Consider the following 14,911-nt stretch of genomic DNA (forward strand, 5'->3'; position numbering starts at 1 on the left):
ATGCCAAGAACAATGTTAACAGACGAGTACTGGTCAAAGCTAATCAGATTGATGCTTAAAACGGGCCGCGTATATGACAAGCCCGAACACAGAAATACTTTCGAAGGCATTTTGTATCGGATGCGGGTCGGTTGCCCTTGGCGCGATGTGCCAGAAGCTTTTGGAGATTGGAGCGCCATCTACCGGCGTTTTAACCTGTGGTCTAAAAAAGGCATTCTAATGCAGCTATTCGCAGAGTTAAGGCAATTGGCTGATTTAGAGTGGGAATTTATAGACGGCAGCATCGTCAAAGCGCATCAGCATGCGACAGGTGCTCGCTCAGAAGATAAAGAAGCGATTGGGAAAAGTCGTGGTGGTAACACGACGAAAATCCATATGGCAGTGGATAGTTGCGGCTTGCCAATAGATTTTATTGTGACAGGCGGTGAGGTTCATGACAGTAAAGCTGCCATAGAGTTACTAAAACAGCTGCCTGATGCCGAACACGTTATCGCTGACCGGGGCTATGATAGCGAGAAGATACGAGAGCAGATCCGAGAGAAAAAGGGCGTCCCTAACATACCGCGCAAGCGTAATTCGAAGATTGGGAATGGCGATATTGACTGGTGTCTGTACAAATATCGCCATCTGGTTGAGAACGTGTTTGCCAGGCTAAAACATTACCGCTCAGTAGCAACAAGGTATGATAAATTAGCCCGGAATTATGCAAGTACACTGGCCTTGGCTTGCTGCCTTATATGGCTGCCAATGTGGGTTGGCTGAATTATGAACAGCAAAGATCAACAGGCCCTAGAAAAGAAAGTACCTTGATCTAAGCCATAAACCCCTTCAACGCCACTGAGTAATCCTGCAGCGCCACCAGCCGCCATTAACATATCAAAATAGTTTCTGATATCGTCGCCATAGTACAAAGTGTCACCTGTGGTTACTTCCTCATGAAAAAGGTAAGCACCGAACATCCATTCTAGGGTGCGATCACCCGTAGATGTTAGACGAAACTCTTGTGTCATGGTGTCAATATCTGTGTATCCACCTTCAGTGAGAATATCTAGAGTGGTGTAATCAACATCGTTCATAAAGTCAGATTCGTTGTTACGTATCGCACTGATTGAAGTAAATGAATACCCATCAAAATCGATATCGAGCTGCAACGACACGCCACCGTCTTTAACGTTGTTGATGGGGTCTGAATTTAAAGCCGATTGATAGGCAAATGAACTGGATTCATCGATGTCTGTGCCGCCCAGCGCGCGAACAACAGCAGTGGTTGGGCCGTTTACAGAGTTCTCGACGGTACAGCAGGCCTCTTCAATTTCGCTGTAATCAGCAATTAAGCGTAATTTAACCGCGTCTGTGGGCTCAAACAGGGCTTGACCGCGTACATTCCAACGATCTTTGTCGTTAACATCATCTAATCCAGAAACCGACTCGGTATAACCGTCACGAGTATTAAAACCACCCGATACACTAAAGGCTAAATTATCTGTAATGCCATTGGTGTAATAACCTTTCATCACTCTTTGATTAAAGTTGCCAATACCTGCTTCAATTTTACCTTCTTGATAATAAGCTGGCTCACGGGTTGTCACACTTATCACACCCGCAGAAGCATTTTTACCAAACAGAGTACTTTGCGGACCACTTAATACTTCGACTTGCTGAAGTCTTGGTAAATCACCTATTTGAGCCGCAGCACGCGAGCGATAAACACCGTCAACAAATACCCCAACAGAGGGTTCAATCCCGGTATTGTTAGTCCCGTTACCAAAACCACGAATGGCAAAGTTGGTATTGGTTGAGCGTTGTAATGGAGTGACTCGCAGCGTAGGAACTAAAGTTTGTAGATCGTCAATGTCCATCACCTTTGCCTGATCAATGGCTTTACTGCTGACCACAGTGACTGCCACGGGCGTTTCTTGTAAACCCTTAGGTCTTTTAGACGCTGTAACGACAATACGTTCCATATCTTCATCTTGCTTGACGGGTTTTGCATCATCTGCATAAGCGGCTGTACTGAGTACACCTAGTACCGCAAATGAGACGATAGAGTACTTGAAAATTTGTGATTTATTATTCATTTATTTCCCCAGATAAAGTCGAATCAAAATTAAACAAGCTAACTAATACGTTGAATTACCAATGATATATACGACGATTAAGCGTTCTTGTTTGTACAGTGTAAATATCGATCTTTGTAAAACAGCTATATTCAATAACGACAAGGGGATTCAACAGCACATCATTTTCGCTATGAAAATGTATCCTGAAAATACGAAATGACCACTTATAGTGAACAATTAACCGTAAAATCATGCTAGGACGAGTTACAACATTAAACAAATCAATTATTTTAATATGCAACTATTCGTAATACGAATAAGGCAAACATAAACTAGTGTTTTTACTCAAATTTTGTGTCGCGATTCAGTATAAATGCGCTTTATGATCATCAATGGTTGGTCACTCACCAAAGCGAAAACGGCTAAATACACCCAGCACTATTAATAATGCGAATGTGAACATATAAGTAATATGCATTTGGATAATACTTGCAGTTAACTTAGCATCAGTAATCTGAGATGAATTGCTTTATCTAAATAAACACTTGATAGACGCTGAAAAGACATGGAGAGTAACAACAATGCCTGAATATAAAGCCCCCATACGTGATGTAAAATTTGTAATGCAAGAACTGCTTGATTGTGAAGGGCACTATCAACGCTTGGGTTACCATGACGCCAGTATTGATATGGTTGATGCCATTATTGCAGAAGCGGCTAAATTAACCGAACAGGTCGTTGCTCCATTAAATCAAATTGGTGATCAGCAAGGATGTACCTTCAAAGACGGTGTTGTCACTACGCCAGACGGATTTAAAGCCGCATACGACAAGTATGTAGAAGGCGGATGGCCAACGTTGTCTCAAAGTGAAGAATTTGGCGGTCAGGGTTTACCACATTCATTAAACATTAGTATTGCAGAGCTTTTCTCAAGCGCTAACCACAGTTTTGCCATGTATCCAGGCTTAAGCCACGGCGCATTAGCCACCATTGAAGCCCATGGTACCGAAGCCCAAAAACAACAATTTATGCCAAACCTTGTTGAAGGTAAATGGACAGGTACCATGTGTTTAACTGAGCCTCATTGCGGCACAGATTTAGGCATGTTGCGTACCAAAGCAGAATTACAGACCGACGGCACATATTCGTTAACTGGCACAAAAATCTTTATTTCTGCCGGTGAGCACGATTTATCTGACAACATTGTGCATATCGTTATTGCACGTATTCCTGGTGCTCCTGAGGGTAACAAAGGCATATCGTTATTTATTGTGCCTAAATTTAACGTTAATGCAGATGGCAGCATTGCCGACAGAAACGGGGTAACCTGTGGTTCAATCGAACACAAAATGGGAATTAATGGTAACGCGACCTGTGTAATTAATTTCGACGGCGCAACAGGGCACTTAATTGGTGAGCCAAATCGTGGTCTTAAATGTATGTTTACCTTTATGAATGCAGCGCGTATTGGTGTTGCCAGTGAAGGTGTTGCCGCCGCAGAAGCCTCATTCCAGGGGGCGTTAGCGTATGCTAAAGATCGCTTGCAAATGCGCTCTATCAGTGGCGTTAAAAATCCTAATGGCCCAGCCGACCCCATTATTGTGCATCCCGATGTACGTAGAATGCTGTTAACTCAAAAATCTATTGCTGAAGGCGGACGTGCACTGATTTCGTATCTTGCCCAGCTTGTAGATATTGGCCATGCAGAAAAAGATGAAGCCATTAAAGCCGATGCCGAAACCAAACTGGCTTTATTAACCCCAATAGCTAAGGCATTTTTATCTGAGCTTGGCTTTGAATGTACAAGCCACGGTGTACAGGTTTTTGGTGGCCACGGCTTTATTAAAGAGTGGGGCATGGAACAGCTAATGCGCGATACTAAAATTAGCTGTATTTATGAAGGCACAACCGGTGTGCAGGCCTTGGACTTATTAGCCCGTAAAATTATTGGCACACAAGGCGAAGTATTAAAGCCGTTTTCTAAAGATGTCACTGCATTTTGCCAGCAAAACATGGACAACCCTGCTATGGCAGAGTTTATTAAACCGATTATGGCCTATGCTAAAGAGTGGCATGACTTAACCGTGCTCATTGGCGGAAAAGCCATGAAAAACCCAGATGAAATCGGCGGCGCATCGGTTGACTACCTAATGTACGCAGGTTATGTCACGCTGGCGTTCTTTTGGGCCAAAATGGCTAAAGTGGCGCAAGATAAACTGGCGGCAGGTACCACAGAAGCAGCGTTTTATGAAGCTAAAATCAAAACCGCGCAGTTCTACATGCAGCGAATGTTACCTAGAGCAAAAGGCCATGCAGCGTGTATCGCAAATGGTGTTGACTCTATGATGGCGCTAGACAGTGAAGATTTTGTCTTTTAATTTTACTACCGTTTTATCTTTGTAAAATAATAGTAATTTAATCTTAATCCTCAACCCAAAACCGCAACCAAACGTTGCGGTTTTTTATTACCTAGCTTCAGTCTAATTTTAAGTAATTCCAAGCAGGATAAATAAGTGTTCAGAGATTGCGTGGGAAAAATCGCTTAGATAAGGCAGAAATTGCAGCTAGCGAGTTGTTCTAACTTCAACATTTCTAACGATGTTATAAGCGGTTTTAACCAGTAAGCATGATCATATTCTTGTGCTGGTTGGTATAAAGTACCCATGATAATTATTGGTTACAGATTAGTTAATCTCTTGATAATCACTTTAGCGGATGATTCAGCTATAGTAATTGCTTCATATCAAAAAAGGATTTAGCTAATGTCAGGTAAACTGCTCACTTGTGTGATCCCATTGCTGGCTGTTGTTCCATTTGCATCTTCTGCTCAAACCTGGGTTGAGATCAGTAATGAATACACTAACAAACAAATTAATATTAACAGTCAATTTCAACCCGAAATGGCAAGCTCATTTGGTATTGTTGAAGCCGATAAGCGATGTAGCAACATTACAAAGGCACAACAAGATAAGTATTTAAACACCCTTAAAAGCAGTAAACAGACGTTATTAAAAGCACTAGATACTGAAACATTGCTGCCAGTACGCCAAGACTTAAACATCATTATTGACGATATAGATCAAACCATTGCCAGTGCAGCACTAGAAGACAAATACATGCTGCCCTGGGTAGATGTGCCTTTAATCATATTCAGAGGTGTATCGGCACTGCTTGATGATCAAATGTCAGATACGCGCAAGCAAGACGCAAATAACCGCCTTGCATGTTATGTCGGTAAAGCCGGGCAACCTGCATTAACCGAGCAAGCCAAAGCCTTATATGAAGCCGCGTTAGCCAACAAGTCGTTAATGGGACCAACAAAAGAAGAAGTAGAACAGGCGCTTGCAAGAACCGACACCCTAATACAAGGTTTGCAGCAGTTATTTGAAAAAAATGATTTTATCAAAGCAGATGACAATTTAGCGCTGTTAACACAACAAATTACAGATTACCGTCAATGGGCTGAAAAAACGGTCATTCCGACAAGTCGAGAAGATTTTCGTTTACCGCCAGAAATGTATGCACTAAATCTTAAAACTGTGGGTATCGATATTGAACCAGAGTTATTAATTGAGCGGGCCAAAGCAAGTTACATGATAACAAAGGCCAACATGCAAGCTTTAGCGCCATTAGTGGCTAAAAAGTTTGATATGCCATCAAGTGATTATCGAGATGTTATCAGAGAACTTAAAAAAGACTCGTTAACCAATGATAAGATTGAAGGCCATTACCATGCCATCAATAAACAACTCGAAGCCTTAATCAGTAAACAACAGGTGGTTAATTTACCTGAACGCGACATGATAATGCGTCTTGCAAGCGACGCCGAAGCCGCTGGAAGTCCTGCACCTCACATGTTACCGCCACCGTTTATTGGTAATACAGGTGAACAAGGCCAGTTTGTGCTTACCACCGGCAACCCCGCGTTAAAGGGTGATGCCGCTTACGATGACTTTAATTTTAATGCGGTAGCTTACACCTTAAGCGCTCATGAAGGCCGCCCAGGGCATGAACTGCAATTTTCGGTCATGTTAGAGCAGGGCGTGTCACTGGCACGAGTTTATTATGCGTTTAATAGTGTAAACGTTGAGGGTTGGGCACTGTACGCCGAAGCAGAAATGCTGCCGTATTTACCTATTGAAGCACAATTGATTGCACTGCAGCACAGGTTATTACGTAATGCCCGTGCCATGTTAGACCCAATGTTAAATCTTGGACTTACCACCAAAGAAAATGCATATGCATTATTGCGTAATGAGGTGGTGTTTTCTGAGGCGGCGGTAAAACAAGAAGTAGACCGTTACACCATGAGAATGCCTGGCCAAGCGGGCAGCTACTTCTATGGATTATCACGTTTACTCGAAATCAGGGCCGAGGTAGAAATTGCCTTAGGTGATAAATTTGACCGCTTAGCGTTTAATAACTTTGTATTAGAGCAGGGGTTAATTCCACCCAATTTAATGGCACAAGCGGTTAAAGAACGGTTTTTAACGCCAGCGGTAAAAACAAACTAAGCCATTATTATTAAAGCCTTAATTAATATACGTAAACATCCCATTGAAATCTAATTTGAATGGGATGTTTTTATTTGGTAATGACTATAAAAAACAAGGTTATTTTTTTGCGTAAGGTAAGCGCGCTAATTTATTCGTTGTGTGATAGCTATCAAGCCCAGAGATAGCCACAGTATCAATGGCATGTAAATCAATAAAACCATCATCTTCAACGGCGTTATCATCAACATACACATCAATGATTTCACCTATTACCAATTCGGTTCCATTCACGGCTAGATGTTGTTGTTCAACCAGTTTGACAGAATACTTAAGGCGGCTTTGTTTAACAAAAGGTGCATAAAAACCCGTTAGGTATTCAACAGTTAACCCCGTGGCATCAAATTCTGATTCATCTCTGTCATATCGAGCCGACGTTTGGTGCGCTTGTGAAAAAATAAACTGATTTACCTGATTAATGGTGTAAAAACCTGTTTGTAGAATATTTTCAAAGGTGTGCCTAGGCACACTGTGAGGTCGTATTATCATGCCCACAAGTGGCGGATTAGCGCCTAAGTGGAACACCGAACTCACTATCGACAAGTTGGTCTGGCCTTGAGCATCTTGCGTACCAATAAGATTGGCATTTTTAAACCCCGACAACGAATTAATAAAATGTGCACGTGTGCGTGTATCGAGGGCGTCGATACGCTCTTTAGTAAAATGCATAGGGATCCTTTACCTTGCCTGATTAACCTGATGTAAAATCTTCAGTTTAAATGGAAATATCCCTGTTATTACGTGACAGGCAATTGAATGGATCTGCTTACTAATCGATTAGCACATTATATTCATCTAAGGTGGTGTGGCCTCTTGAGGCTAAAAAAGATAACAAAGCCGCAGGGTTACGATTTAATAATCGATCTAGAGGAAAATCGACCGACTCAATGACCTCAATGGATTTATCAAACTCGCCTAGGCTAAATGCCACATGAGAGTCAGAGCCCATCACCAATAATCCGCCTGCATTTTTTACCGCTCTGGCGATGTCAGTACAGTTGTGTAGACTGCCATTACGTGATGTTAAAAATGACGAATTATTAATTTCAAGCGCAACATTATGTTTTGCTGCAGCCTGCGCCACTTTATCTATGTCGATAGGGTATTTGGGATTGCCAGGATGGGTAATAATATCCACGTGGCCACTTTCGATACAATTGATTAGCGCTTTTGTATGCGCCTCTTTGGTTGACGGGGGAAACACCGGCTCGTGAAAACCAGCCAGTACAATATCGAGCTCTTGTAAATAACTGCCAAAATAATCTATCTCGCCGTATTCATTTTTAATATTGGCTTCAATACCTCTAAGCAGCCCAATACCATCAACTATTCTGGGCAGTACTCGCATATTCACAAAGTGCCAAAAATGCGGAGCGTCGGCCATATCTGGGCCATGATCGGTTATGGCAAATAACTTCATGCCCTTTGATTTTGCCACAGATAAATAATCGTGAACTGTACTGTATGCGTGAGTTGAAGCTATAGTATGGGCGTGAATATCAACAGTGTATTTCATAGTTTGCTCACAAGAGGACTCATACCAATTAGCACAAAAATGTGATCATGCTTACTGGTTTTCATCGCTTATCACTTTGTTAGAAATGTTGAAGTTAGAACAACTAGCTCGCTGCACTCTCGGCCTTATTTTAAACGGTTTTTGCTTCGTAATCTCTGAATACTTATTTATCGTGTTTGGTATAAACAGATCGAAAGTTTATGCATAGCTTTTGAAAATATAGCCATTAAAAAATGGTCATTAGCTTGCCATTACGCTCTCAAAATAACATATCGTTCCCGCGATAGAAAACCCATCGACTCATTAATGGCTTTACGCTTCGTTATGATGTTGATTTAAGCCTTAACATTAAACCTAATCGTTAAAAAATGGCGTTGATAAAACTGGTTTTGCAATAAAAGGGCGCCTTTGCATAACGTTACCTTGTTACCCCAAACGGATACAAGCAGCGTCAATAAGCGGGATAGAGTAAATAACTGTAAGCCGTTACTGCACCAGCAAAAGAAAAGCCATTGGGTAAGCAATGGCTTGATGTGGTGTTTAACGCAGGTTAAATATTACTCAATATAAAACGGATTAAGCTAAAAGATTGTATTGATTTACAAACTGAGCTAAAACCGCTGTAAAAACACCATTTAACATCAACCTGCCAGAGTATTTATTTGCTTGCTTTTAGTAAGTAAGCATCTAAAAATTCGAGATATTTATTAGATGCACTAATTCGATTATTCTTTTTAGAAAAACCATGGCCTTCATCATCAAAAAGCAGATAATCAACATAGGTACCACCCGAGCGAATGGCTTGGACCATTTCATCACTCTCAATTTTAAGTACCCGTGGGTCATTAACACCTTGCACAACTAAAACCGGGTTATTAACTTTTTCACCAAAAAATACTGGTGAAATACGGTGTAACCTTTCTTTATCTGTTGCGGGATCGCCTAATTCATCGTACAAACTTTTTCTAAAAGACTCCCAATATGGCGGAATACTTTCGAGGGTACGCACCCAGTTCGTCACACCAAAAATATTAATACCAACCTTAAACTCATCGGTAAATGTCATTGCAGCCATAGTCAGGTAACCGCCGTAACTGCCACCCATCACCCCAATTTTTTCAGCATCTACCCAATCTAATGTTTGAAGATACTTTTTGTTATAAACGACATCTTGTAAGTCATCTTCACCATGGCGCTTATCATCCAAATGGAAAAAGGTTTTTCCATAACCACTTGAGCCACGATTGTTAATCATGATGATGGCATAACCGTTATTAACAAGATGTTGGATCGTTGCACTGTATCCTTTACGTGACTGTCCACCAGGGCCACCATGAATAAACACCAATGCAGGGACTTTATTTATCATGCTCGCTTGCTTGGGTTTATACAAAATGGCTGGAATGACTATGCCATCAAAACTCTTAAACCGCACCACCTCACCAGTAACCAAATTTTGCTCTTTTATGTTGGGATTACCCGAGTTAGTCAAGCGCGTAATCGAGTCTGAACCCAGTGTGTGAACATATAAATTTGAGGGAGAAGTATCTGAGTTGAGATAGAACACCATAGATTTAGAATCATTACTAAAATTAACACCACTTAAATCACCACTAGGTAATGCAGGTAATGTCAGCTCTGACTGGGTTTTTAAGTCTTTAATAATTAATTGTGTTTGCGCATCAGCATTAACACCAATAATTTGGTATCTGCCGTCTTTTGAAAAATAACTAAAGCTAACATCCCAGTCAGCTTTATAATTTAACGTACTTTTACCCGTGTCTAAATCGTAGGCCCAAGCCTGATTAAACTCACCAAACTCATCTGTTGCATATAACAACTGTTTATTTTTTTTTGAAAAGGTATGAACATAATATGAAACATCGCCACTATGCGGGGTGATCAATGTTGGCTTTGCCATTGTTGACTGTAAATCAACCAAGTAGAGATCTGAGTTACTATTTGAATGTGTTTTGCTCAGCGCAATAAATTGCCCATTCGGGCTGATATTTTCAACATTAAAACCTGAATCATTTTTAAACACTAATTCACGGCTATAATTATCAGCATTGTATTGATAAACATCAAAAAACTTTGGATCTCGCTCATTAGTGGCAACAAAAAATGAGCGGTCATTTTCATGCCAAGTTAACATTAAGGCTTTTAAACCTTCACCTGGGGTTAAATCGAGCTGTGAACCATCTAATTGTTGAACATAAAGATGGTCTAATTCATCACCGCCTTTGTCAGCGCTAAATAAAAACCGCTCATCGTTAGGAAACCAAGACGCAACAAAAATTGATTCTTTGGTCGAGAAAGTAAGTTGTTTTGCAGGTCCGCCATCTACCGGAACGCGGTAAGCATTAAAAATCCCACTGGCATCATTACTCACTAACACAGCATCACTTGAATGATTTATAGAAGAACCGTACACACTCGTTGTTTTATAAAACTCTTCAGCACTATAGGTTTCAAAAGCAACTGAACTCACTGGCGCAGACAGAGCAGTTACAGCATTGGGTTTATCCACCGTCGAACAAGCGCTGAGTACAGCGAATGCAACGACAGTTGTGACGACAAACTTATACATAAAAATATCCTTTTTTTATTGATCATATTAATCGAGAACGCCCGCAAACACAGACGGGAGCAACGTCATCCCAATCACCCAGTAAAAATCCTTAATAATAGGCAAGTTCAGCCTGTTATTAATGTTGATTATTACCGTATTCAAGCTAGTCGTAAAAACGGATATTAACAAGGAGGGTCGCACCACGAAAATTTGGACCTAGCAAACTTAAGGCGGCCAATTGGGGCTGATAAGATTTTTAACACTGTATGTTGTAAGTGTTAAAAAGTCTTTTAGAGTGAAAACGCAGAACTTTATGATGTTAATTTTGTATCTGCATGTAATTATTGGTGATTTCACAAATATGTGGCAAACTAATTTCAATTACAGTTTGTTGCTGTGCTAGAAGGAACTAGAATTCATATGAGCATCAATAAAGCCAAGCTTACCGAAACCGATATCATCTCCAAATACAGTTCCAACTTTAGATGTTGCAGCATTTGAAACGTTTAGAGGTTTTTTTGAGTTCATTACGGAAATTATCACTCCTGATACGGCACATTAATGGAATATCAACAATTTAAGCATAGGTATTGTATGGAAACATCTGAAAGAATTGAAATATGGAACGCATTTCTAACTGAGTGTTCATACCCTGGTTTTGCGCGTGACCATATCATTGCAATAGGCGATAACCCACCAGAAGTTATACAATTTGTTGGGGCTGTAGGTAATGCATACCACAGACTTTACACACCTTTGATGTCATATAAAGATGAACTTCAGCTCTTGAAAGGTTAATTTAATTGGAGCACCTTGATGACAATGCCAAGACCTGTTCGTTTGTTCCATATTACTGCGTTAGATAATTTGGCTATGATATGCCAGCAAGGGGAATTAACCAGTAAAGCTAAAAACGCGGGTTTAGGAATTAGCTATCACAATATTGCTCATACAGGCGCGCAACAGACTCGATCTTATAAAACTGTAATTAATCCACCTGGTGGTGGTATTCATGAATTTGTGCCGTTCTATTTTGCGCCTCGCTTACCTATGTTGTCGGCCATTCATCATGGCCGTGTAGTAGGGTGTAACTATGCTCAAATTGATATTATTTACTTTGAACTCACTATTGAAGGTGCTTTAAAGCAAGGGCTTAGTGAATTTGTTTTTTATGATCGAAATGCCACAAAAGCGTATAGTCAAGCATACACAGAGTTAACCCTATTACATTCTGTTATCGATTGGCAGACGCTAACTGAAGCCCCCACATTAGATGGATTTTGTAAGTATTTTCAAGATGTTCACAGCAACCCACGCTACATAGACCGAATGGAAAAGCGCCAAGCTGAGTTTTTAATAAAAAATGAAGTTCCACTCACTTGGATAACCCGGATAGGCGTTGCAAATGAAGCCAAAGCACAACAAGTTCATGCTATTTTGCAACAATTTGGGGTAAACTTGCCGGTAATGATAATGAAAGATTGGTATTTTTAGGAAATAACATGGTGATTAAATCAGTAGAAGGTGACTTACTACAGCAACAAGACGTTGATGCCATTGTTAATACCGTTAACTGTGTTGGTGTGATGGGCAAAGGCATTGCGCTGCAGTTTAAGAAAAAGTGGCCAAATAATTTTAAAGCTTATGCAGCCGCTTGTAAGGCGGGTGAAGTCAAGCTAGGGCAAATGTTCACTTTTGAGTTAGGCCCAATGGCGACCCCTCAATTTATCATTAACTTTCCCACTAAAGGCCATTGGCGCAGCGCCTCACGGATTGAGGATATTGAAAGCGGGCTTGCTGATTTAGTTAATCAAATTACATTACACAATATTGGTTCAATCGCTATACCGCCATTAGGCTGTGGCAATGGCGGTTTGCTTTGGGCTGACGTAAAACCCCTGGTTATACAATATTTATCAGCGTTACCTTCATTAGAAGTGCGTTTATTTGAACCAACAGGATTAATTAAACCCACATCACTAATTATTAATACCTCTAAACCTAAAATGACAGCGGGTAGAGCAGCCATACTTGCACTACTGGAAACCTATAAAAGTCTCAATTACGGTTTGTCTAAAATTGAAGTGCAAAAGCTTGCATATTTTCTACAAGTCGCCGGCCAAGATTTAAGACTCAAGTTTGTAAAACATCACTATGGTCCTTATGCAGATGCATTAAGACATGCGCTAGAACGTATGGATGGACATTTTATTCAGGGTGTCGGTGATGGTGTTGTTGAGGCTGAAATTAAACCTGATGAACAAGCGCTGCAACAGGCTAAACAATTTTTACAAGATGCTGACTCAACAATCAATTCACACATTGAACGAGTTGCGAATTTAATTGATGGTTATCAATCTCCCTATGGAGTTGAGTTGTTGTCAACTGTGCATTGGGTTATTAAAAACGAAGGCGCGCAAACACCAGAGCAAGCATTTCATTTGATCCAGCAATGGAATGCGCGTAAAAAACAATTGATGACACGACAACATATCGATGCCGCTTGGAACCAATTAGCAGATCAACACTGGATTTAATAAGTAACAATTGCAGTTAGTTATTAATGAAAGTGTATTTAGATATTCCACGAAGTGAGACAAAACTCATTTGGTATGAGAAACCACACACAGGTGATTAACCAATAAAACACAAATAGCGTATTTAACATAATATACATTGTGCGCATAATTGGTTTTGGTTATACATGCGCACATTTGTGGCTATGTTAATTAGCATGACTGATTGGTATTTATGTCTGTTTGATGGTTTTAGCCCATTACACCTTGATTATCGATTAAATCATAAGCTTTAAATCGTGCTGACATTGCATGCTTTTGGTTTTTAGCACTCATGCCAGCCAATTATTCAATTTGAGCAAGATGATTTAACGGTTTGTTTGCTGCACTTTGATGACGTTCGGTTTGTGTGGTGTGTAAATACTGTGACGTGGTGTCGATACTTTCATGGCCTGCATCTGCTTGTACATGTGACAATGGCCGACGGTTGATGTTGATATCGTGTGTAATACCGGTGTGACGAATATTATGTGCGGTGAGTTTTCTCATGAGTTGACTGTCGTGTTCAAAGCCATCCTTTGCGGCGTTGTCGGCGGCCAGGCTTATTAACTTGTCTATTTCATCTCGTATTTGTCTAATGCCTAAGTTTGCATTAACAATACCGGATTCTCTGCCATGAGCTGCGGCTTTATGCCGAATAAAAATAGGATGCTGGTCATTAATACTCGGTAAATCTGATAGGCCCAAATGCTGTCGGTATTGGATAAGGCTTTGCAGTAGCACTTTTGAAATGGCGATATTGCGAGCTTTTCCACTTTTAGAAAATGGCACATGAAAATACCAAACCCCGGAATGTGGATCTTGCCTAAATTGACTCATTATGGGTGCGTAACCAGCGCGAGCGCTGATCTCTGATATACGCAAATAGCAGCTATATAATAGTGTGATTAAAAATAAACTACGCTGATGTTGTTCTGGTTGCTGTGTTGCTAATGCCTCAACGGTACTGACAACATATGACCATTGTAACTCGGTAAAGGCATGATGGTTGTTATCTTCATCTAGAGTAAACTTGCGCTTTATCGCAAAGCGACTGTGTTTGAGCCACAGTTGTGCTGGGTTACGTTCTGTGTATTCTTCGCTAATGAGATAACCATAAAACGATGATAAAATAGCGATTTTGGTTTTTAATGCATTATCACTTAGCTGATATGGCAAACATTTACCGAGGTTTTTTTTACCAATAAATGGTCGCCATTGGCTATTGGGGTTCCGTTCGCCGCTGGCTTTGTCTAGTTTAAATTGTGCAACGTTGAAATATCCAATTAACTCTTGTGGTGGCGATTGGCAGTAGTCGATGTACTTTGCAATGTCTTTACGTGTGACTGCACTTGGCGATAATGCCACTACGTCAAAGCACCAATGTAAGTATGTTGTGAGCTCACTGCGGTAGGCTTTGTAGTTGTTTTCAGACTGTTTTTGCTCAAATAACCAGTCTGCACAATGTTCAATTACCAGCCCTGCGTCGGTTACTTTGTTGATTGAAATACGAGTAATGTATTGATTAACAATTGGATTACCTTGCAATACGTATTGAGCTGAATCAAATAATGGTAATACTGGTGGCAGTGGTTCTGTGATCATGACCTTAAACTTATACTATTGATTATACTAATATTATAGCTAAATATGTT

11 protein-coding genes are annotated in these 14,911 nt (G+C 40.5%); 6 read left to right on the forward strand and 5 right to left on the reverse strand.

Annotation, left to right across the window (positions count from 1 at the left end):
* On the forward strand, positions 1-762 hold the full coding sequence (locus tag IEW93_RS15945) for an IS5-like element ISSpu10 family transposase (RefSeq protein WP_011789342.1): 762 nt from the start codon (positions 1-3) through the stop codon (positions 760-762).
* Positions 763-779: 17 nt separating this feature from the next.
* On the opposite strand, the gene IEW93_RS15950 is transcribed toward IEW93_RS15945, so the two are convergent.
* Positions 780-2,078: a TonB-dependent receptor gene (locus tag IEW93_RS15950; protein ID WP_223417379.1), complete on the reverse strand. Its 1,299-nt coding sequence runs from the start codon at positions 2,076-2,078 to the stop codon at positions 780-782.
* 563 nt (positions 2,079-2,641) lie between these two features.
* Between IEW93_RS15950 and IEW93_RS15955 the strand changes: the two genes are divergently transcribed.
* Both IEW93_RS15955 and IEW93_RS15960 read left to right on the forward strand, forming a co-directional pair.
* The gene (locus IEW93_RS15955; RefSeq protein WP_188740290.1) at positions 2,642-4,438 is read left to right on the forward strand and encodes an acyl-CoA dehydrogenase C-terminal domain-containing protein; all 1,797 of its coding nucleotides are present in this window, start codon (positions 2,642-2,644) and stop codon (positions 4,436-4,438) included.
* Positions 4,439-4,822: 384 nt separating this feature from the next.
* Positions 4,823-6,574, forward strand: coding sequence for a DUF885 domain-containing protein (locus IEW93_RS15960; RefSeq protein WP_188740291.1), 1,752 nt, complete (start codon positions 4,823-4,825; stop codon positions 6,572-6,574).
* Positions 6,575-6,673: 99 nt separating this feature from the next.
* On the opposite strand, the gene IEW93_RS15965 is transcribed toward IEW93_RS15960, so the two are convergent.
* From IEW93_RS15965 to IEW93_RS15975, 3 genes are all read right to left on the reverse strand, one after another.
* Positions 6,674-7,282 (reverse strand): flavin reductase family protein, encoded by a 609-nt coding sequence (locus IEW93_RS15965; RefSeq protein WP_188740292.1) that lies wholly within the window; start codon positions 7,280-7,282, stop codon positions 6,674-6,676.
* A 100-nt stretch (positions 7,283-7,382) separates the two neighbouring features.
* Entirely contained in the window at positions 7,383-8,129 is a 747-nt protein-coding gene (locus IEW93_RS15970; RefSeq protein ID WP_188740293.1) for a phosphatase, read from the reverse strand.
* A 658-nt stretch (positions 8,130-8,787) separates the two neighbouring features.
* On the reverse strand, positions 8,788-10,719 hold the full coding sequence (locus tag IEW93_RS15975) for a S9 family peptidase (protein WP_188740294.1): 1,932 nt from the start codon (positions 10,717-10,719) through the stop codon (positions 8,788-8,790).
* 576 nt (positions 10,720-11,295) lie between these two features.
* Here IEW93_RS15975 and IEW93_RS15980 point away from each other — a divergent pair.
* The 3 genes from IEW93_RS15980 to darG are packed head-to-tail and all read left to right on the forward strand — an operon-like array spanning position 11,296 to position 13,238.
* On the forward strand, positions 11,296-11,499 hold the full coding sequence (locus tag IEW93_RS15980; RefSeq protein ID WP_188740295.1) for a hypothetical protein: 204 nt from the start codon (positions 11,296-11,298) through the stop codon (positions 11,497-11,499).
* A gap of 18 nt (positions 11,500-11,517) precedes the next feature.
* Positions 11,518-12,195, forward strand: a complete 678-nt coding sequence (gene darT, locus IEW93_RS15985) for a type II toxin-antitoxin system toxin DNA ADP-ribosyl transferase DarT (RefSeq protein ID WP_188740296.1) — start codon at positions 11,518-11,520, stop codon at positions 12,193-12,195.
* An 8-nt stretch (positions 12,196-12,203) separates the two neighbouring features.
* On the forward strand, positions 12,204-13,238 hold the full coding sequence (darG, locus tag IEW93_RS15990; protein ID WP_188740297.1) for a type II toxin-antitoxin system antitoxin DNA ADP-ribosyl glycohydrolase DarG: 1,035 nt from the start codon (positions 12,204-12,206) through the stop codon (positions 13,236-13,238).
* Between the two features lie 324 nt (positions 13,239-13,562).
* On the opposite strand, the gene IEW93_RS15995 is transcribed toward darG, so the two are convergent.
* Complete coding sequence (locus IEW93_RS15995) at positions 13,563-14,861, reverse strand: tyrosine-type recombinase/integrase (protein ID WP_188740298.1); 1,299 nt, start codon at positions 14,859-14,861, stop codon at positions 13,563-13,565.
* Between the last annotated feature and the right edge of the window lie 50 nt (positions 14,862-14,911).

Origin of the sequence: Shewanella inventionis (assembly GCF_014641855.1) — a bacterium.
GTDB lineage: Bacteria > Pseudomonadota > Gammaproteobacteria > Enterobacterales > Shewanellaceae > Shewanella > Shewanella inventionis.

Excerpts from the sequence above, each read along its gene's own strand:
- IEW93_RS15945 (WP_011789342.1), top strand. The coding sequence starts at position 1 with ATGCCAAGAACAATGTTAACAGACGAGTACTGGTCAAAGCTAATCAGA.
- IEW93_RS15950 (WP_223417379.1), bottom strand. The coding sequence starts at position 2,078 with ATGAATAATAAATCACAAATTTTCAAGTACTCTATCGTCTCATTTGCG.
- IEW93_RS15955 (WP_188740290.1), top strand. The coding sequence starts at position 2,642 with ATGCCTGAATATAAAGCCCCCATACGTGATGTAAAATTTGTAATGCAA.
- IEW93_RS15960 (WP_188740291.1), top strand. The coding sequence starts at position 4,823 with ATGTCAGGTAAACTGCTCACTTGTGTGATCCCATTGCTGGCTGTTGTT.
- IEW93_RS15965 (WP_188740292.1), bottom strand. The coding sequence starts at position 7,282 with ATGCATTTTACTAAAGAGCGTATCGACGCCCTCGATACACGCACACGT.
- IEW93_RS15970 (WP_188740293.1), bottom strand. The coding sequence starts at position 8,129 with ATGAAATACACTGTTGATATTCACGCCCATACTATAGCTTCAACTCAC.
- IEW93_RS15975 (WP_188740294.1), bottom strand. The coding sequence starts at position 10,719 with ATGTATAAGTTTGTCGTCACAACTGTCGTTGCATTCGCTGTACTCAGC.
- IEW93_RS15980 (WP_188740295.1), top strand. The coding sequence starts at position 11,296 with ATGGAAACATCTGAAAGAATTGAAATATGGAACGCATTTCTAACTGAG.
- darT (WP_188740296.1), top strand. The coding sequence starts at position 11,518 with ATGACAATGCCAAGACCTGTTCGTTTGTTCCATATTACTGCGTTAGAT.
- darG (WP_188740297.1), top strand. The coding sequence starts at position 12,204 with ATGGTGATTAAATCAGTAGAAGGTGACTTACTACAGCAACAAGACGTT.
- IEW93_RS15995 (WP_188740298.1), bottom strand. The coding sequence starts at position 14,861 with ATGATCACAGAACCACTGCCACCAGTATTACCATTATTTGATTCAGCT.